This is a genomic window from Martinezella sp. CNPSo 3795, assembly GCF_057784475.1.
The window spans coordinates 798,107-814,869 of record NZ_JBXSOQ010000002.1 but is presented as its reverse complement, the minus strand read 5'-3'; the positions used below and the strand labels follow the sequence as shown (position 1 = coordinate 814,869).

The window sequence follows — 16,763 nt, the reverse complement described above, 5'->3', positions numbered from 1 at the left end:
TCCGATGATAGATCGTCCGGTTCAAAAAGATACGGTCCACGAGCGGCTGATCGGCAAGACGGGGAGGCATTTCTGGCGGGCACTGGAGGAGCTCGCCGATACGGAGGAGTTTCACCGGTTCTCCAGGCGTGAATTTCCGATGATGCACAGAGGCGGTATTACCTTCGACCGCCGTACCCTCCTCAAGATCATGGCGGCATCGCTTGCGCTATCAGGCCTTTCGGCCTGCAAGGGCGAGGGGGACGAGGAGGCGCTCCCATACGTCCAGGCGCCCGCGGGCGTGAGCGTCGGCGTCGCCAAGTGGTTTGCCACAGCCGCGACCTTTGGCGGCTACGCGCAGCCTACCCTCGGCAAGACCTTCACCGGCAGACCGGTCAAGCTGGAAGGCAATCCCGATCATCCCGTATCCGGCGGGGCCACCGATGCTTTCACGCAGGCCTCACTCCTCGGCCTTTACGATCCCGGTCGCTCGCAAACGCCGCTGCACCTGGGCAAGCCCGCCGATTGGAACGCATTCGATGCCGAGATGGCGGCGAAAGCTGATGAACTGGACAAGACTGGAGGGGAAGGGTTTCGGCTGCTGACCGCACCTTTTAGTTCGCCGACCTTGCGCCGCCAGATCGAGGCGATGATGCAGCGGTGGCCAAGGGCACGGTGGCATATCTGCGATCCATTGCCTGAGACCGGCCGATGGAACGCCACGCAGCACATTTTCGGTCGCCCGCTGGAGTTTCAGCCAGCATTCGCCGCCGCCGAAACCATCGTCAGTCTCGACGACGATTTCCTCGGCCCTGGTCCTCGGCAGACGTCATATGCCCGTGCCTTCGCCGATCGCCGGCGGTTGCGCCAACACATGCAAGGGGCGAGCAGGCTCTTCGTGACCGAACCGACACCTTCGGCCACTGGGGCGGTTGCGGATATGCACCTCGTTGCATCGCATTCGGGGATGGATCGCCTGCTGCGCGCCATAGGCGCCCGGATTGGTCTCAAGGGCCTGGGGGATGTCAGCCTCGCTGATCACGAGCGACAATGGGTGATCGGCGCCTCAACCGCTCTCCAGGCATCTAAGGCCAATGCCTTGGTGCTGGTCGGCGTCCATCATGGAGACGATCTTCAGGCGCTTGCCTTGCTGATCAATGAGAGATTGGGAAGTCTCGGAAACACGCTTCACTTCTCCGAGCCGGTCAATGCCCAAGCGCCGGACGGCCCGCGATCGCTCGACGTGCTTGTAACCGACATGAACGACGGCAAGGTGTCGACACTGACGGTTATCGGTAGCGATCCCGCCTATTTTGCGCCGGGCGATCTCGCGTTTCGCGATGCTTTGCAGAAGGTGAAGCTCCGCGTTCACGCCGGGCTCTATGTCGATGAAACGGCTTCTCTTTCGCATTGGCATGTGCCGCTTCAACATGATCTTGAAAGCTGGAGTGACGCGCGTGCTGTGGACGGCAGCGTGACATTGATCCAGCCATTGGTCCGGCCGTTCTATGCGGTGCGCGCAGCGCATGTCGTGCTTGAAGCAATGATGGGCCGCGCATTGAGCGATAGGGATCTGGTGCAGCAGACCTGGCGCGCGGCCTGGGATGGAGAGTTCGACGAGCGCTGGCGCGACGCGCTTTATCGCGGCTTCGTTTCGGATAGTGCCGCACCGTCGCTCATCCCGACCATTCTGGACCGCGCCGTCCCGCCGGCTGCGCCGGACGCCCCTTCCGGCCTGTCCCTAGTCATTCGTCCGGATGCCGGCGTCTGGGACGGTACCCTCTCGGAGAATGCCTGGGCGCAGGAGACGCCACGGCCTCTGACCAAGATCACATGGGGCAACGTGATCCTCATCAGCCCGCAACTTGCATCTGAACGAAAGCTGGAAAATGGCGCCGAGGTCAAATTGACGGCGGGGGAAACTTCCATTCACGGGCCTGTCTGGATCATGCCAGGTCAGGAAGCTAATACAATCGCCATCACGCTCGGTTATGGACGCAAGCTGAAGGATTCGATCGCGGATGGTCTTGGCTATGACGCCTACGGCCTGCGGCGCTCGGCAACACCTTGGCATATCGCCGGCGTCACCATCGAGCCGACAGGCAAGATGCTGCCGGTGGCAACGACGCAATTACACCAGGCCATCGACGGTTTCGATTTTATCCGGACGGTCGAGGTTGAACAGCTCGATCGGCAGTCCGGGCCGGATCAGAAGCAAAAGCCGCCATCGCTTTATCCGGACAGGCCGATATCTGATCCGTCCTGGGGCATGTCGATCGATCTCGATCTTTGCATCGGCTGTAATGCCTGCGTGACCGCCTGCCAGGCTGAAAACAACATTCCGGTGGTCGGCAAGGAACTTGTCGCCGAAGGGCGGCAAATGCATTGGCTGCGGATCGATCATTACCATGAAGGGGATGTGACGGCGCCAAAGTCCTATTTTCAGCCGGTCCCCTGCATGCATTGCGAGCAGGCGCCTTGCGAGATGGGCTGTCCCGTCAATGCCGCGGTCCATAGCATCGATGGCTTGAACCTGCAGATCTATAATCGCTGCATCGGCACACGCACTTGCTCGTCCTACTGTCCCTATAAGGTGCGCCGTTTCAACTGGTTCGACTTCACGGGCGACGATGCCGAGCAGATCAAGGCCATGCGCAATCCGGATGTAACGGTGCGCAGCCGCGGTGTCATGGAAAAATGCACCTACTGCGTCCAGCGCATCGCCGAGGCACGGATCGTAGCCGACAAGGAGGGTCGGCCGATGCACGATGGCGAGATCGTTACAGCCTGCCAGCAAGTTTGCCCGACGCAGGCAATTACTTTCGGCAATGTCGCGGACCCCAATTCCGGCGTCAGTCGACTCAAGGCGGGTTTGCGTGACTATAGCCTGCTCGAGGAAGCAAACACCCGGCCCCGAACAACCTATCTCGCCCGGATCGAAGATCCGTCCCTTGCAAAGACGGAGGCAGCGGGATGAGCGGGAAAATTCGCGATCAGGACGCTGCGGCCGCGGAGCGGATCACGCGGATCCCGTTGAAATATCCGGCACCCGTCGCGTGGTGGCTATGCTTCGCATTTTCCCTGCTGCTGCTTTTATCCTTTGTGGTTTCGGCGACGGTGCTTCTCATTTCGGGAGTCGGCGTCTGGGGCAACAATATTCCCGTCAATTGGGGTCTGGCGATCGCCAACTACATCTGGTTCCTGGGCATCGGGCACGCCGGGACGTTGATCTCGGCAATGTTGCTTCTATTGGGTGCCCACTGGCGCAATTCGCTCAACCGCTTCGCCGAAGCGATGACGCTGTTTGCCGTCATTTGCGCCGGGCTATATCCCATCCTGCATCTTGGCCGGCCATGGTTCTTCTACTGGATCGCGCCCTATCCCAATACGATGACGATTTCGCCACAGTTCAAGAGCCCGCTGAGCTGGGATTTCTTCGCCGTCCTGACCTATCTCACTGTTTCCATATTGTTTTGGTATATCGGCATTATCCCGGATCTAGCGGCGGTACGCGACCGCGCCAGGCGACGCTGGCAGCAGGTGATTTACGGGCTCGCGGCGCTCGGCTGGCGGGGGTCCGCCCGGCACTGGGCACGATGGAACCAGGCCTACAGGCTGACGGCAGCGATCGCCGTTCCGCTGGTGGTCTCGGTTCATTCGGAAATTTCGCTGCTCTTCGCCGCCGGTCCGATACCGGGCTGGACCTCCACGGTCTTCCCGCCCTATTTCGTGCTTGGGGCGGCCTTTTCCGGTTTCGCCGTCGTCGCCATGATCGCCGTCGTGCTGCGCCACGCCCTCGGTCTTGGCATGCTGGTCACCGACCGCCATCTCGACCTGCTCGGACGCTTCCTGCTCGCAACCGGCCTGATGACGGCCTACGGTTATGTCGCGGAAGTGTTCGACAGCCTTTACGGCGGTGAATTGCAGGATGTGGGAACGCTGATGGACCGGCTGGCCGGTGCCTATGCCTTCAGCTATTGGGGCGCCGTCATTCTGAATTTCCTACCGCTGCAGCTGTTATGGTTCGAAAGCGTCAGACGCCAGCCGCCCATGCTCTTCTTGATCGGCCTGTCCGTCACGATCGGCATGTGGTTCGAGCGTTACATGTTGCTGACGACATCGCTATATCGCGACTATCTGGTTTCCTCCTGGGGCCAATATCATCCGAGCGTTTGGGAATGGGGCCTTTATGCCGGAATGCTCGGCGTCTTCCTGACACCGTTCCTTCTCTTCGTGCGCTTCCTGCCCGTGATCTCCACGTTTGAAGTGGAGGAGGCTCTACGCGAGACGGGAGATTTGAGGCATGCGTGAGCCGCGTCCCGGAGGAGATCCGTTTGGGCTGCTGGCCGAATTCGACAGGCCAGAGCGACTGATCGAGGCGGTGAAACGCGCGCGCAAGGCGGGCTTTACCGCCATGGAGGCATATTCTCCGTATCCGATCGAAGAGCTGACGGAGGCGCTCGGCTTCGAGGAGAACATCATTCCGTGGCTGACTTTGGCCGGCGGTCTCTTCGGTGCGGCGCTCGGCTACGGGCTGCAACTCTACACCAACTACGCCTATCCGATCGAAATCGGCGGTCGGCCCCTCTTTGCCTGGCAGTCCTTCATGCTCATCACCTTCGAACTCACGGTTCTTTTTGCCGTACTTTCAGCAATTTTCGGCATGCTGCTTCTGAACCGCTTGCCGCGACTGCATCACCCGCTATTCGACATCGAGGCGTTCCAGCTCGGGCAGTCCGACAAGTTCTTTCTCATCATTCTGAGTAACGACCAGCGCTTCCATGCGAAGCGCACACGCGCCTTTCTCGGCATGCTCGAGCCAATCAGCGTGGAAGCCGTCGAGCATACGGAGCAACCGGAATGAGGTGCGGTCTTCTCATTCTTGCGCCGATGCTTCTGCTTGCCGGCTGCGATGACATGAACCATCAGCCGCGCTATGATTCCTATGAAAAGAGCCGGCTCTTTGCCGATGGCAAAACCCTGCAGGCGCCGCCGGATGGAACGGTCGCGCGGGACGATCTTCAGAATGCGCGGGCGCTTGCCGATCGTCCTGCGATGAATATCGAGCTTCTCCAGCGCGGGCAGCAGGAATTCGGCATCTATTGCACGCCTTGTCATGACAACGCCGGCTACGGCAATGGCACGGTGCCGGCGCGAGGCTTTCCCCATCCGCCGAGTTTTCACATCGACCGACTGCGACAGGCGCCATCCCGTTATTTCGTCGAGGTGATCTCCAAGGGCCACGGCGTGATGTATTCCTATGCGGACCGCGTTTCTCCACGGGATCGCTGGGCGATCGCAGCCTATATCCGGGCGTTGCAGCTAAGTCAGGGCGCCAGTGTCGCGAGCCTGCCGCCGGAGGATCAGGCGCAGCTGAAGAGGACGGGATCATGAGCCGGGTCGAAGCCCTGCCGACCCGCTTGCTGGCGCTGAGCGGCGTGATCTTCTGCCTCGCGGCTCTTTCCCTGGCGCTCGTCGCGCCCGCGTCTGCCTTGCTCGGTTGGCTTTCAGCGCTGGTCTTCGTAAGCGGGCTCCCGCTGGGTGCGCTTTGTCTGGTCATGATGATGCGCATAATTCCCGGAATCTGGCGGCACGATCTCGATCATGCAGCGAGATCGTCGCTGTCGCTGCTGCCGCTCGTGCTGATCGCCTGGCTGCCGATCCTGTTCGGCCTGTCATCCGTCTATGAATGGGTTCGGCAGCCTCCCATGGCACCGTTCAAGGCGATCTACCTGACGCCGTTATTCTTTGACCTCAGAACCCTCTTTATTCTCGCCGCCGCTTACCTGCTTGCGCAGGCACTGTTGCGCAGCCAATCTCGATCGATTGCGATCAGCGGACTCATCGGTTTCATCCTCCTGCAGGAAATCCTTGCGACCGATTGGCTGATGTCGCTCGATCCCCACTTTCATTCCTCCGGTTTCGCGCTCTATGTACTCGCCGGCCAGATGCTGACCGCGCTTGCCTTGCTGGTGCTCATGAGCCTGGGGGAGGGTGGTGTCGCCAAGCCGAGCGTGGTCGGTTCGCTGTTGATCACCGCCATCCTCTGTTGGGCCTATTTGGCGTTCATGCAATATTTCATCATCTGGTCGGGCAATCTGGTTCAGGGCGCCCTCTGGTTTCAGCGCCGCGGTATGGGCATTTGGTCGTTGGTCGAGGTCTCGATTACCTTCCTGCATCTGACGCCACTTTTCCTTCTGTTCTTTCCACCGATCCGCCGATCCAGACGGTGGTTGGTGGGTCTGGTATCGATCATCCTCGCCGGGCGGTTGCTGGAATACGCCTGGCTCGTCCTGCCGAGGCTGACAGCGCATCTGGGCTACGCCATCGTAGCCTATGGCTTGTCGCTTGCCGGTCTCGCGCAGATCACGCTTGCCATTCTTTCCCGCGCGAGCAAGGTCGCGCGCCGGCTGGCGGCGACCGCGACGGCGGAGGCTTCATGATGGCTGCCTCGTTTTCCAGGAAGCCGCGGCGGCAGAAAGCGTCGCGACTATTCGAACCGAAGGATGTCTCTCCCCGGCTGGTGCTCTGGGTGACGCTTGGCCTCTTCCTCGGCATGGGTCTTTCGGTTCTCCTTGTCTTTGGCATTTTGTCGTGGATTGCGCCGAACGCCGCGCCGCCGCGGACGAAGTTCGGGTCTAGGCAGGCGGAGCTAGGCCCACGCCTCGAAGTGTCACCATCCGCCAATCGCGAGCTGCTTCAGCGGCAGGCGGAACAGCGTCTTCAGGGTTACGGCTGGATCGATCGCCAAGTCGGGGCGGCGCATATTCCGATCGACAGGACCATGGTCATCCTGGCGGCGCGCGGCTGGCCGGATCACGATGAACGGGAGGAAGCGCGATGAGGACGGCCGCATTCACGCTGGCTCTTGCCTTGCTTGTCTGCGCCGGCGAGGCGCGCGCAGCCGCCTTCGATCCATTCTCGGTGACCGGAATCGATCAGAAGCCGGATGCCTTCATCCCCCTCGATCTGCCTTTCCATGATGAGGCCGGTCGCGTCGTCTCCCTTCGCCAGCTTGGGGACGGCAAGCCGATCGTGCTGGCGCCCGTCCTGCATAATTGTCCCAATATCTGTGGTGTCACCTTGTCGGGCCTGATGGAGGCGGTAGAGGGACAGTCATTTCGGCCGGCTACCGATTTTACAATTGTCACCTTTGGCATAGATGCACGCGAGGGTCCCAAAGAGGCTTCGGCTTCGCTCAAACAGCTGAAGCGCCGTTTTCCCTCACTCACAAACGACGGCCTGCATGCGCTGACGGGCGAGGTGGCCGCCATTCACAGCGTCACCGATGCTCTCGGCTATCGTTATGCCTGGGATCCCGACATTGCCCAATATGCCCACGATGCCGCTGTCGCCGTCTTAACACCGGATGGGCGGTTAAGCCGGTGGCTCTACGGACTTGCGCCAACGAGCGGAGACCTGAAACTTGCGCTCTCCGAGGCCGGTGAGGGGCGCATCGGTAGCTGGCAGGACCAGCTTTTGTTGCTGTGCTATCATTATGATCCGCTTACCGGGCGATATTCGTCCCTTATTCTGATTGCGCTTCGTGTCGCATGCGGCCTCGTCGCGATCCTCGGCATCGGTGTGCTTGTCATCTTGCTCCTTCGCGAGTGCCGTTCGAAAGATGCCGGAAGGAGGCTGCCGTGAATTTCATTCCGCTCTGGCCCTCCGGCGCGTCCGCTTATAGTCATCAGATCGATTTGCTCGTCATTGCCTTCACCGTGCTGATCGTGGCGCTGTCGGCGCCGGTGTTCGTCCTGCTCCTCGTCTTCATCGTCAAATATCGGCGGGGCAAGGAGGCCGATCGCAGGCATGCGCCGAACCGCAACATTCCCCTGGAGCTTTCCTGGACCATCGTCCCGTTTCTTGCCCTGCTCGGCTTTTATGTCTGGTCGACGGATCTCTTCGCCAGGCTTTATCATCCGCCTGCCGACGCCATGCAGATCGACGTCGTTGCCAAGCAATGGATGTGGAAATTCCAGCATCCCGAAGGACAGGCCGAAGTCAACGAACTGCATGTACCGTCCGGTCAGCCGGTCAAGCTCACAATGGCGTCGCAGGATGTCATTCATAGCCTCTTCATCCCGGCCCTGCGCATCAAGCAGGATGTCGTGCCTGGGCGATATACGTCGAGTTGGTTCGTGGCCGACAAGCCAGGCACCTATCGCATTGCCTGCTCGCAATATTGCGGCAGCAATCATTCGGAGATGACCGGCAGTTTTATCGTCATGAACCCCACCGACTATGCCAAATGGCTGTCCCTGTCCTCGAATGACGTGAGCCTCGCCGCGGAAGGGGCGACGCTCTTTCGCAGCCGTGGCTGTAGCGGCTGTCACGATCCGGGGGCGTCGGTGCGAGCGCCTTCACTGGTTGGCATCTATGGCAATCCAGTGCCGCTTCAATCTGGAGAGATCGTCGCTGCGGACGATCAATATATTCGCGACAGCATCCTACTGCCGCAATCGCAGGTCGTTGCCGGCTATCAGCCGATAATGCCGACCTTTCAGAACCTTCTGAGCGAGGAGGATGTCATGAAGCTCGTCGCCTATGTCAAATCACTAGGGCAGGCGGGGGTCACACAATGACCGATGTCGCCGATCCCAAGCTTGAAGAGGCCAATGTCGGCGGAGGCGGCTCAACGGAAACCATGGCGCAGCGTGTCAGCTACCTGCGCGCCGGGCATAGTCTCAAGTCTTGGCTGCTGACGACGGATCACAAGCGCATCGGCGTTCTCTATACACTCTCCATCACGTTTTTCTTCTTCATCGGTGCGGCCGCGGCCGCGCTGATCCGGCTCGATCTGCTGACGCCGGCGGGAGATCTTCTGACCAATGAAGGCTACAATCGCGCCTTCACGATCCATGGCGTCGTCATGGTCTGGTTCTTTCTCATTCCATCCATCCCCAACACCTTCGGCAATTTCCTGATCCCGTTGATGATCGGCGCCAAGGATCTCGCCTTTCCCAAGCTGAACCTGCTGAGCTGGTATATCTACATGCTCGCCGGGCTGTTTACGCTATTCATCCTGATCGCGGGCGGCGTCGATACGGGATGGACGTTCTATACGCCGCTTTCGACAATGTATGCCAACGGCAACGTGATCCTGGCCGCAAGCGCGGTGTTCATCGTCGGCTTTTCCTCGATCCTCACGGGGTTGAACTTCATCGTCACGGTTCATACCCTGCGTTGTCCCGGCATGACCTGGGGCAAACTGCCGCTTTTCGTCTGGTCGATCTATGCGACATCGCTGATCCTGGTACTGGCGACACCGGTGCTGGCGATCACGCTCGTGCTCATCTCGCTGGAACGGCTGTTCGGTCTCGGTATATTCAACCCCGCCATTGGCGGCGATCCGCTGCTATTCCAGCATCTCTTCTGGTTTTACAGCCATCCGGCCGTCTACATCATGGTCTTGCCCGCGCTTGGGGTCGTCAGCGAACTTGTCGCGGCTGGTGCCCATAAACCCATCTTCGGCTATCAGTTCGTGGCCGGCTCTTCGATCGCGATCGCGGCCCTCGGTTTCTTCGTTTGGGGCCACCACATGTTCGTTTCGGGGCAATCGCTTTATGCAAGCGCCGCATTTTCCTTTCTCAGCATCGCGGTGGCGATCCCCTCCGGCGTGAAAGTTTATAACTGGACGGCAACGCTGTTCAAAGGTCACATCTCGCTCGATCCGCCGTTTCTCTTCGCCATGACCTTCATCGGCCTTTTCGTCTTCGGCGGATTGACCGGGTTGATGCTGGCGATGATTGCAATCGACGTCCACGTGCACGACACCTATTTCGTGATCGCGCATTTCCACTACATCATGGTGGGAGGAACGATATCGGCCTTCTTCGGCGCGCTGCATTATTGGTGGCCGAAGATCGTCGGGCGCATGTATTCCCTGGCCTGGGGGCGGGTCACTGCGATCTTCTTCTTCATTGGATTCAACCTGACATTCTTTCCGCAATTTCTGCTCGGCTATCTTGGCATGCCGAGGCGCTATCATGTCTATCCGCCGGAATTTCAGGTGCTGAACGTCGTTTCAACCGGCGGCGCCGCCGTTCTTGGGATCGCCTACCTCATGCCATTGATTTATCTTATCTATTCGATGCGCTATGGCAAGCCGGCACCCAACGACCCATGGGATGCGACCGGACTGGAATGGACGACGCCATCGCCGCCGCCGAAGCATAATTTCGAAACGCTGCCAGTCGTCGATCGCCCGCCTTACGACTATGAGATCGAGATGAGGGACGAGCATGTCTGACGCAAGGCCCTCCGTCGCCGAGCCATTCACGGATCCCCTCCAGCAGCATCGTGCCGCGATGATGGGGATGTACGTCTTTCTCGGTAGCGAAATCATGCTCTTCGGCGGCTTGTTCTGCGTTGCCGCCGCCGTGCGTCTGGCGCATGCGCCCGAGATCGTCCGCGCCTCCCATGCGTTACATTCCGGTATCGGCGGAATAAACACGGCGATCTTGCTGACCTCAAGCCTTTTCGTCGCCCTGGGCGTGGAGAGCGCCAAGGAGGGCCGCGCCAAAATCGCGTCCGGCTGGCTCGTTGGCGCAGCTGGCCTCGGCTTGGCGTTCCTTGTGATGAAAGCCTACGAGTATTGGATGGAGTTTACGGAAGGGCTGCTGCCGATAGAGGGCGTGCATTCCCGCTATGTGGACGACGTTCAGCATCTCTTCATGAACCTCTATCTCATCGCCACCAGCCTGCATGCGGTGCATCTGTCCATCGGCATCGTGCTTTTGATCGTGCTATCGTTTCGCTTGACGCTCGGCTCGATCAAGCTACCGGAGCGGGCGATCGTTCTCGTCACCGTTGGCCTCTACTGGCACCTGGTCGATGTGATCTGGGTCTTCCTCTATCCTGTGTTCTATCTTGCGAGGTGAACCTTAGATGCCGCGCCTCGGAAATCCTCTCGTCGTTATGTGGGCAATCCTGCTGGTTTTGCTAAGTGCCACTATCGCGGCAAGCTTCGTGCTGAGCGGGCCGGTGGGCCTCGTCGTCAGCCTTTCGATCGCGGCGATCAAATCCGCGATGATCTATTGGCGCTATATGCATCTGAACGAGGAGACGCCACTTAACCGCATTGCCGCGCTTGCCGCCGGTCTCTGGCTGCTGATCCTGCTCGGCTTTCTCGGCGTCGATTACTGGACCCGCGCGCTCATCTAGCCACATGCGAGCCCTCTCGGGCAAAAGACGCGCAACGTTCGCCGGCGGATCATGACGCGCGATCATGGCAAGCGATGGCTATGCGCGCCCGTGAAAAAGCTCTTCGGAACATTGTCGGTCGGGTATGGTTCTACCCTGGTCGACGAGAGATGCCGAACGGACAAGCATGCGTTAGTAGCTCGCGAGGAGACCACATGGACCACCACTCAAATGCACGCCGTCGCATGATGATTTTCGTCGTGACGATTTTCGTTCTTGCCTGCCTCATCGCTGTCTATTTTGCCTTTGCACTTCATCCCGGCGAGCCGGTTCCGCCGACCGCGGGGGCGGTGTCGTCCCAGGTCAAATGACGGCGGCGTTATGATGTGTGCGCATGCGAAAAGCGGCAAGTAAATCAGCATCGCCTGATGGAGACGGCGCGCCTGATTTCCTGGTCATCCTATCGAGGATGTGTGCCGAACGATTTTAGACCGCGCCGGCGATGCCGTTGGCCCCCGAGGCGAACGCCGAAGGTGCTCGTCAACGGGAGGTGAGGCGCAAGATCGCATCAAGGGTCTGCTTCGGTGCTTCCTGGGGAATGAAATGGCCGATCGCGTCGAGAACGACGCGTTCATATTGTGCCGCGAAATACTGGTCCTTGCCAGCCGAGGTATCAACGAGATTACACCCGTCGGAAGCGCCGTGCAGTACCAGGGTCGCAACTTGGATCGCCGGGTTTTCGGCAAGCCTGCGCTCGACATCCTCGTGCTCGGGGGCGCCGGGTGTCTCTTTCCAACGCTGCAGATAGGCATGAATGCTGATCGGCGCCCAATCGTCGTTCTGAAGCGAGGGTGCCATCTCGTCGAAATCCTGCCATTTCGTCGGCCAATCGGGAGACCAGGTCGCCCAGAGAAATCTGGCAAGGCGGAGCCGGTCTTTGTCCATTGCCTCCTGTCCCTGCTTGAGTGCAACTACCCACTCGTACCAATATGCCTTCGCCAGGTCGTAGCTTATCTCCTTGATGGGCTGGGAGGTAGCGTAACCCGCAGCCATTGCCACCAGGCCGCGCAGACGCGCGGGAAAGAGTGCCGCCACGCCATAACCGGCACGCGCACCCCAATCATAACCGCAGATCACCACGTCACTCAGGTCGAGCGCTTCGAGGAATTCGGCTAGGTCCTCGGTTAGCGCCGCGATCGCGCCACTCCTCATCGTGTCTGCCGAGAGAAAGGTCGTAAGACCGGTGCCGCGTAGATATGGAGCAATGACGCGATGACCGCCATCCGCTAAAGCAGGAACGATCTTATCCCAACAACGGACATCGTCGGGCCAACCATGGACAAGCACGATGGGCTTCCCGCGCGGGTCACCGGCTTCCTCATAGGCGATATCGAGATCGCGTGTTTTAATATGTTTCGTCAACGGCATGTCCATGATCGATAAATCGCTTCGTTGGCCTCAGACTCGGAACGGATGAAATGGTCACACCGACTAACCATAGCGCATGCCTATTGTTCCAAGGCGGATGGTCGGGTCAGACAGCTGGAATGCGGGATTATGAAAGGGCGAGGGAGGCGAGAGCCTTGTTGGCGTGGAACGCGGTATTGAGCCGAGCAGCAGCTCAATGGGAGGCTTTCAGGATCGCTCAAACCCGCTTTGGAATTTGATCGGAACATTTGGTCATTGCTCCGGTTAGGAAGCGCATTACCCGATCGAAGCGGTGAAAGGATTGCTGTGATGCAGATCAGCAGTTTCAAGGACATGTATCTCGCCGAGCTTCAGGAGCTTGTCAGTGTCGAAAGTCAACTCGCCGATTCGTTGCTGCGAATGGCTGAGGTCGCAGCACATCCGTCATTAAAGGATGCACTGGTCCACCACCGCGCGCAAACCGAGGTGCAAAAGGACCGCCTCGTGTCGCTCCTGCAGAAGCATGGAGCAGACCCGGCAGCCCATACCGACCAGGCGATGCAGGCCCTGATCCATGAGACCGAAAAAATGGCTTCCATGCTGAAGGGAAATGACCTGCGTGATGCGGGTCTCATCACTTCCGCTCAGAGGCTCGAACATTACGAGATCGCGGCATACGGCACGGCCGCCGCTCTGGCCGGTCAGCTGGGCTTGCGCGACGATCAGGAGGTGCTGCACCGGAGCCTCGAAGAGGAGAAGCAGACGGACATCCTGCTGACCCGATTGGCCAAAGGCGAAGTAAATCGAGATGCGCTGCCGTCTGACTGACGGACCACTATCGTGACTATAGCCGGCTGCGAGCTCTATCTGAAAGGAGCATTCAATGAAACACCATGCCCTTCAAGACATTCAGACCGTTGCCAATGTCACTCTCGGATATCCGCACCGGCTGCCTACGATGACCAGGCACGAACGCCTCGAACGCTGGGCGAATCTTCTCGAGCGCTGTGGGCATCAAGCACTTTCAACCCTGGAGGAGACAGAATTTCAACCTGCGAGGGAACGCGCGGTCATGCGCGCGGACAACTCGCCTCTGTCAGTGGCGTTTGCCGACCAGCTCATGCATGAAGCGGGCCTGAGAGACGACAGCTACGGCGAAGCCAAGCGATTCTTCGAACTGAGTGACAATCAATTGCATAGGCTTCTCTGTCATTGCCACTTCGGGCCAACGGTGCGTGCATCGACGGCCGCGCATAACGTTCGTGCGATCATTGCTGCAGGCGATCGGCCGGGCATTTTGACCAGGCTGCGTAATATGTTCGGCGAGAAGATCCGCTAACTTGATCGTCGTTGTCGATACGCCGGCTGGAACGAACTGAAATGGAGGTTCAAATGAAAACGTTTATCATTGTTACCAGCGTAGCGTTGTGTTTCACGGCTTGCTCTTCGACAGAGCAAGGCGCCGGGATCGGCGCCGCCACGGGCGCCGTCGTTGGCGGCGTAGCAACAGGTAATGTTCGCGGTGCCGCGGTCGGTGCAGCCGTGGGCGGAGTGTCCGGCGCCTTGATCGGGAACGTCGCAGGACAGCCCGGCCGCTGCTACTACCGCGACCGCAACGGGAACCGCTATGTCGATCGCTGTTGAGCTTAGCAGACGTGGTCGGTGTCGTTCTTGAACAATCCATAGGAGCGGATTCGCCCTTACACCACGCCCGAACGTCGCTGGAACGGTGAGGAAAGGGCAAGGAGGCCAAGATGGCCGACTACCAGCGCATGCGCGATCACATGATTGAGGCGCACATTAAGCGGCGCGGGATACGCGACGAGTATGTTCTCAATGCGATGCGTGCCGTACCAAGAGAACGCTTCGTCGCCGAGGGCATGGCCGAGTTCGCCTATGAGGATGCGCCTCTCGCCCTCGGGGAGGGGCAGACCATTTCCCAGCCCTATATCGTGGCTTTGATGATCGAGGCGGCGGAGGTGCGCCCGGGCGATCGGGTGCTCGAGGTGGGAGCCGGCTCGGGCTACGCGGCCGCGGTGATCGGCCAGATCGCGGCGAATGTCTATGCGATCGAGCGCCATGAAGCCTTGGCGGTGCCGGCGAGACGGCGCGTGTCCGACCTCGGCTATGACAATGTGGAGATATTTGCCGGCGACGGTACGCGTGGATTTCCCGACCAGGCGCCATTCGACGCCATTCTGGTGGCTGCGGGCGGCCCTGCCGTGCCGGAGGCGCTGAAGGAACAGCTCGCGATTGGCGGGCGGCTTGTAATCCCCGTGGGCGAGGAGTTCGGTCAGAGGTTGTGCAAGATCGTTCGGCGCACGGCGGTACGCTATGAGGAGACGGATCTCGGTGCTGTGATGTTTGTGCCCCTGATCGGCGAGCAAGGCTGGTCCGAGGATGGCCGGCGCGCGGCAAGCAATCATAAGCCGGGCGCGTCTCGAAAGCAGAGCCTGCCGGAGTTGATTACCGAAGCAGCGGAAGACCTGCCGAACTTCGATGATCCTGCCTTCGGGCATCTTTTCGACCGCTTCGGCGACCGGCGCGTGGTTTTGCTCGGGGAGGCGAGCCACGGAACTGCCGAATTCTATCGTGCCCGGGCTGCGATCACGCGCTACCTGATCACCCGTCGAGGATACACAATTGTTGCGGTCGAAGCGGATTGGCCGGACGCAGCGAAAGTAGATCGATATGTCAGACATCGGTCGGCCTCAGGGCGTGAGGAGACACCATTCCAACGGTTTCCAACCTGGATGTGGCGCAACACAGAGATCCAAGCGCTGATCGAATGGATGCGCAAGCATAACGCAGCTATCGACGCAGAGGACCGCGCCGGCTTCTACGGGCTCGACATCTACAATATGTCCGGCTCGATCGGTGCAGTGCTTGACTATCTTGATATGGTCGACCCGCAGGCGGCAGCGATCGCCCGGGAGCGCTACGGCTGCCTGACGCCTTGGCAGAAGAACCCCGCGACCTATGGCCGGGCGGCGCTCAGTCGCGGTTACGCGGAATGTGAGCAGGCGGTGATCGACCAATGCCGGGATCTTTTACGCAGGCGGCTGGATTATGCCAGGCACGACGGCGACGCTTTCCTCGATGCCGCCCAGAATGCCCGGCTCATCGCCTCCGCGGAGCGCTACTACCGCATCATGTATTATGGTGGAACGGAAAGCTGGAACCTGCGTGACACCCATATGTTTGAAACGCTGCAACGCCTGCTTGACGCGAAGGGACCGGATGCCAAGGCGATCGTCTGGGCGCACAACAGTCATATCGGTGACGCACGCTTTACCGATATGGGTGTAACGCGTGATGAGCTTAATATCGGCCAGCTTTGTCGAGAGGCTTTCGGAAGCGAGGCGGCTCTCATCGGTTTCGGCACCCATACTGGCACGGTGGCCGCCGCGCATGACTGGGATGGAGATATGGAAGTCATGCATGTGAATCCCTCCCGTCCCGACAGTTACGAGCGGATGTGTCATGATGCGGGAGGGGACAGCTTCCTGCTCGACCTGTCGCCTGGCAAGCACGAGCCACTCCGGCGCCGCCTCTCCGAGCCACGACTGGAGCGCTTCATCGGCGTCATCTATCGGCCCGACACTGAACTGTGGAGCCATTACAGCCAGGCGATCCTTCCTGAGCAGTTCGATGCCTATGTCTGGTTCGATGAGACTCAGGCAGTGCAGCCGCTTGGGATTGAGCACCATCGCGGCATGCCGGAAACCTATCCCTTTGGCGAATAGACGATGCTTCGCGACATTGATCGTGTCCTGGCTAAGCTGGTTGCGAGCTTCATCTCTTGCGGAGAAAAATGCGCTTTCTAAATTTTTCGGACATCGGCACACCAGGTAAAGGAAGGAAACAATGACAAGTCACGTGTTTGGCCGCCCTCTTTTCGTGAGGGGGAAGCACTTCATTCAGGAAATATGCTGCCTCGACGACATCGTTGATTTCCTTGAGGAATGGCCGGAGGAGAAACGCGACGTCGCGCATGTCGTCATGCTGCGGGCCTGCAGAGATGCGGTCGGTCAGTTTCCATTAAGTGCAGTGAGGAAGAACTTCGAGCGGTTCCTGAGGAAGAACGATATGTTGGCATCGATCGAGGAGTTTCCATTTCGTCAGCAGAGCGCCGGCGATCGCCACATCGGTGGCGTTTGACGTTTTCGTGCATCGTCGACGGACGAGATCGCCGTGCTTACCCGCCTGCATCCCGGCTTGTCGTGAGGGTC

The 16,763-nt window shown here is 59.6% G+C and carries 18 protein-coding genes; 17 read left to right on the top strand and 1 reads right to left on the bottom strand.

Annotation, left to right across the window (positions count from 1 at the left end):
- Positions 1-4 precede the first annotated feature (4 nt).
- From AC13QY_RS08665 to AC13QY_RS08610, 12 genes are all read left to right on the top strand, one after another.
- Positions 5-2,956 (top strand): TAT-variant-translocated molybdopterin oxidoreductase, encoded by a 2,952-nt coding sequence (locus AC13QY_RS08665; protein WP_488493263.1) that lies wholly within the window; start codon positions 5-7, stop codon positions 2,954-2,956.
- Positions 2,953-4,290 carry an NrfD/PsrC family molybdoenzyme membrane anchor subunit gene (gene nrfD / locus AC13QY_RS08660; protein ID WP_488493262.1) on the top strand — a complete coding sequence of 446 codons (1,338 nt, stop codon included), beginning with the start codon at positions 2,953-2,955 and terminating at the stop codon, positions 4,288-4,290. The genes AC13QY_RS08665 and nrfD overlap by 4 nt, the downstream gene beginning before the upstream one ends.
- Entirely contained in the window at positions 4,283-4,843 is a 561-nt protein-coding gene (locus AC13QY_RS08655; RefSeq protein WP_488493261.1) for a DUF3341 domain-containing protein, read from the top strand. Before nrfD ends, AC13QY_RS08655 begins: the two co-directional genes overlap by 8 nt.
- On the top strand, positions 4,840-5,373 hold the full coding sequence (locus AC13QY_RS08650) for a c-type cytochrome (protein WP_488493260.1): 534 nt from the start codon (positions 4,840-4,842) through the stop codon (positions 5,371-5,373). The genes AC13QY_RS08655 and AC13QY_RS08650 overlap by 4 nt, the downstream gene beginning before the upstream one ends.
- Positions 5,370-6,422 (top strand): hypothetical protein, encoded by a 1,053-nt coding sequence (locus AC13QY_RS08645; protein WP_488493259.1) that lies wholly within the window; start codon positions 5,370-5,372, stop codon positions 6,420-6,422. The genes AC13QY_RS08650 and AC13QY_RS08645 overlap by 4 nt, the downstream gene beginning before the upstream one ends.
- The gene (locus AC13QY_RS08640; protein WP_488493258.1) at positions 6,419-6,823 is read left to right on the top strand and encodes a hypothetical protein; all 405 of its coding nucleotides are present in this window, start codon (positions 6,419-6,421) and stop codon (positions 6,821-6,823) included. The genes AC13QY_RS08645 and AC13QY_RS08640 overlap by 4 nt, the downstream gene beginning before the upstream one ends.
- On the top strand, positions 6,820-7,626 hold the full coding sequence (locus AC13QY_RS08635) for an SCO family protein (protein WP_488493257.1): 807 nt from the start codon (positions 6,820-6,822) through the stop codon (positions 7,624-7,626). Before AC13QY_RS08640 ends, AC13QY_RS08635 begins: the two co-directional genes overlap by 4 nt.
- Positions 7,623-8,564, top strand: coding sequence for a cytochrome c oxidase subunit II (gene coxB, locus AC13QY_RS08630; protein ID WP_488493256.1), 942 nt, complete (start codon positions 7,623-7,625; stop codon positions 8,562-8,564). Before AC13QY_RS08635 ends, coxB begins: the two co-directional genes overlap by 4 nt.
- 62 nt (positions 8,565-8,626) lie before the next feature.
- Entirely contained in the window at positions 8,627-10,231 is a 1,605-nt protein-coding gene (locus AC13QY_RS08625; RefSeq protein ID WP_488493395.1) for a cytochrome c oxidase subunit I, read from the top strand.
- Positions 10,224-10,862 carry a cytochrome c oxidase subunit 3 gene (locus tag AC13QY_RS08620; protein WP_113388634.1) on the top strand — a complete coding sequence of 213 codons (639 nt, stop codon included), beginning with the start codon at positions 10,224-10,226 and terminating at the stop codon, positions 10,860-10,862. The genes AC13QY_RS08625 and AC13QY_RS08620 overlap by 8 nt, the downstream gene beginning before the upstream one ends.
- A 7-nt stretch (positions 10,863-10,869) precedes the next feature.
- Complete coding sequence (locus AC13QY_RS08615) at positions 10,870-11,145, top strand: cytochrome C oxidase subunit IV family protein (protein ID WP_488493255.1); 276 nt, start codon at positions 10,870-10,872, stop codon at positions 11,143-11,145.
- A 194-nt stretch (positions 11,146-11,339) separates the two neighbouring features.
- Positions 11,340-11,495: a hypothetical protein gene (locus tag AC13QY_RS08610; protein ID WP_162749382.1), complete on the top strand. Its 156-nt coding sequence runs from the start codon at positions 11,340-11,342 to the stop codon at positions 11,493-11,495.
- 169 nt (positions 11,496-11,664) lie between these two features.
- On the opposite strand, the gene AC13QY_RS08605 is transcribed toward AC13QY_RS08610, so the two are convergent.
- Complete coding sequence (locus AC13QY_RS08605) at positions 11,665-12,546, bottom strand: alpha/beta fold hydrolase (protein ID WP_488493254.1); 882 nt, start codon at positions 12,544-12,546, stop codon at positions 11,665-11,667.
- A gap of 315 nt (positions 12,547-12,861) precedes the next feature.
- On the opposite strand from AC13QY_RS08605, the gene AC13QY_RS08600 reads away from it, so the two are divergent.
- The 5 genes from AC13QY_RS08600 (at position 12,862) to AC13QY_RS08580 (ending at position 16,692) form a co-directional block, all read left to right on the top strand.
- Positions 12,862-13,359 (top strand): DUF892 family protein, encoded by a 498-nt coding sequence (locus AC13QY_RS08600; protein WP_113388636.1) that lies wholly within the window; start codon positions 12,862-12,864, stop codon positions 13,357-13,359.
- A gap of 55 nt (positions 13,360-13,414) precedes the next feature.
- Positions 13,415-13,870, top strand: a complete 456-nt coding sequence (locus AC13QY_RS08595; RefSeq protein ID WP_113501229.1) for a hypothetical protein — start codon at positions 13,415-13,417, stop codon at positions 13,868-13,870.
- A gap of 53 nt (positions 13,871-13,923) precedes the next feature.
- Positions 13,924-14,175 (top strand): YMGG-like glycine zipper-containing protein, encoded by a 252-nt coding sequence (locus AC13QY_RS08590; RefSeq protein WP_113388683.1) that lies wholly within the window; start codon positions 13,924-13,926, stop codon positions 14,173-14,175.
- 110 nt (positions 14,176-14,285) lie between these two features.
- Entirely contained in the window at positions 14,286-16,277 is a 1,992-nt protein-coding gene (locus tag AC13QY_RS08585; protein ID WP_488493253.1) for a protein-L-isoaspartate(D-aspartate) O-methyltransferase, read from the top strand.
- Between the two features lie 121 nt (positions 16,278-16,398).
- Positions 16,399-16,692 (top strand): DUF982 domain-containing protein, encoded by a 294-nt coding sequence (locus AC13QY_RS08580; RefSeq protein WP_113388639.1) that lies wholly within the window; start codon positions 16,399-16,401, stop codon positions 16,690-16,692.
- Positions 16,693-16,763: the final 71 nt, after the last annotated feature.

What these genes read in the sequence shown, in the direction of transcription:
- AC13QY_RS08655 (WP_488493261.1), top strand. Translation starts at nt 4,283, where the DNA reads ATGCGTGAGCCGCGTCCCGGAGGAGATCCGTTTGGGCTGCTGGCCGAA.
- AC13QY_RS08665 (WP_488493263.1), top strand. Translation starts at nt 5, where the DNA reads ATGATAGATCGTCCGGTTCAAAAAGATACGGTCCACGAGCGGCTGATC.
- AC13QY_RS08585 (WP_488493253.1), top strand. Translation starts at nt 14,286, where the DNA reads ATGGCCGACTACCAGCGCATGCGCGATCACATGATTGAGGCGCACATT.
- AC13QY_RS08595 (WP_113501229.1), top strand. Translation starts at nt 13,415, where the DNA reads ATGAAACACCATGCCCTTCAAGACATTCAGACCGTTGCCAATGTCACT.
- AC13QY_RS08580 (WP_113388639.1), top strand. Translation starts at nt 16,399, where the DNA reads ATGACAAGTCACGTGTTTGGCCGCCCTCTTTTCGTGAGGGGGAAGCAC.
- nrfD (WP_488493262.1), top strand. Translation starts at nt 2,953, where the DNA reads ATGAGCGGGAAAATTCGCGATCAGGACGCTGCGGCCGCGGAGCGGATC.
- AC13QY_RS08610 (WP_162749382.1), top strand. Translation starts at nt 11,340, where the DNA reads ATGGACCACCACTCAAATGCACGCCGTCGCATGATGATTTTCGTCGTG.
- AC13QY_RS08625 (WP_488493395.1), top strand. Translation starts at nt 8,627, where the DNA reads ATGGCGCAGCGTGTCAGCTACCTGCGCGCCGGGCATAGTCTCAAGTCT.
- AC13QY_RS08620 (WP_113388634.1), top strand. Translation starts at nt 10,224, where the DNA reads ATGTCTGACGCAAGGCCCTCCGTCGCCGAGCCATTCACGGATCCCCTC.
- AC13QY_RS08590 (WP_113388683.1), top strand. Translation starts at nt 13,924, where the DNA reads ATGAAAACGTTTATCATTGTTACCAGCGTAGCGTTGTGTTTCACGGCT.
- AC13QY_RS08640 (WP_488493258.1), top strand. Translation starts at nt 6,419, where the DNA reads ATGATGGCTGCCTCGTTTTCCAGGAAGCCGCGGCGGCAGAAAGCGTCG.
- AC13QY_RS08650 (WP_488493260.1), top strand. Translation starts at nt 4,840, where the DNA reads ATGAGGTGCGGTCTTCTCATTCTTGCGCCGATGCTTCTGCTTGCCGGC.
- AC13QY_RS08600 (WP_113388636.1), top strand. Translation starts at nt 12,862, where the DNA reads ATGCAGATCAGCAGTTTCAAGGACATGTATCTCGCCGAGCTTCAGGAG.
- AC13QY_RS08635 (WP_488493257.1), top strand. Translation starts at nt 6,820, where the DNA reads ATGAGGACGGCCGCATTCACGCTGGCTCTTGCCTTGCTTGTCTGCGCC.
- AC13QY_RS08615 (WP_488493255.1), top strand. Translation starts at nt 10,870, where the DNA reads ATGCCGCGCCTCGGAAATCCTCTCGTCGTTATGTGGGCAATCCTGCTG.
- AC13QY_RS08645 (WP_488493259.1), top strand. Translation starts at nt 5,370, where the DNA reads ATGAGCCGGGTCGAAGCCCTGCCGACCCGCTTGCTGGCGCTGAGCGGC.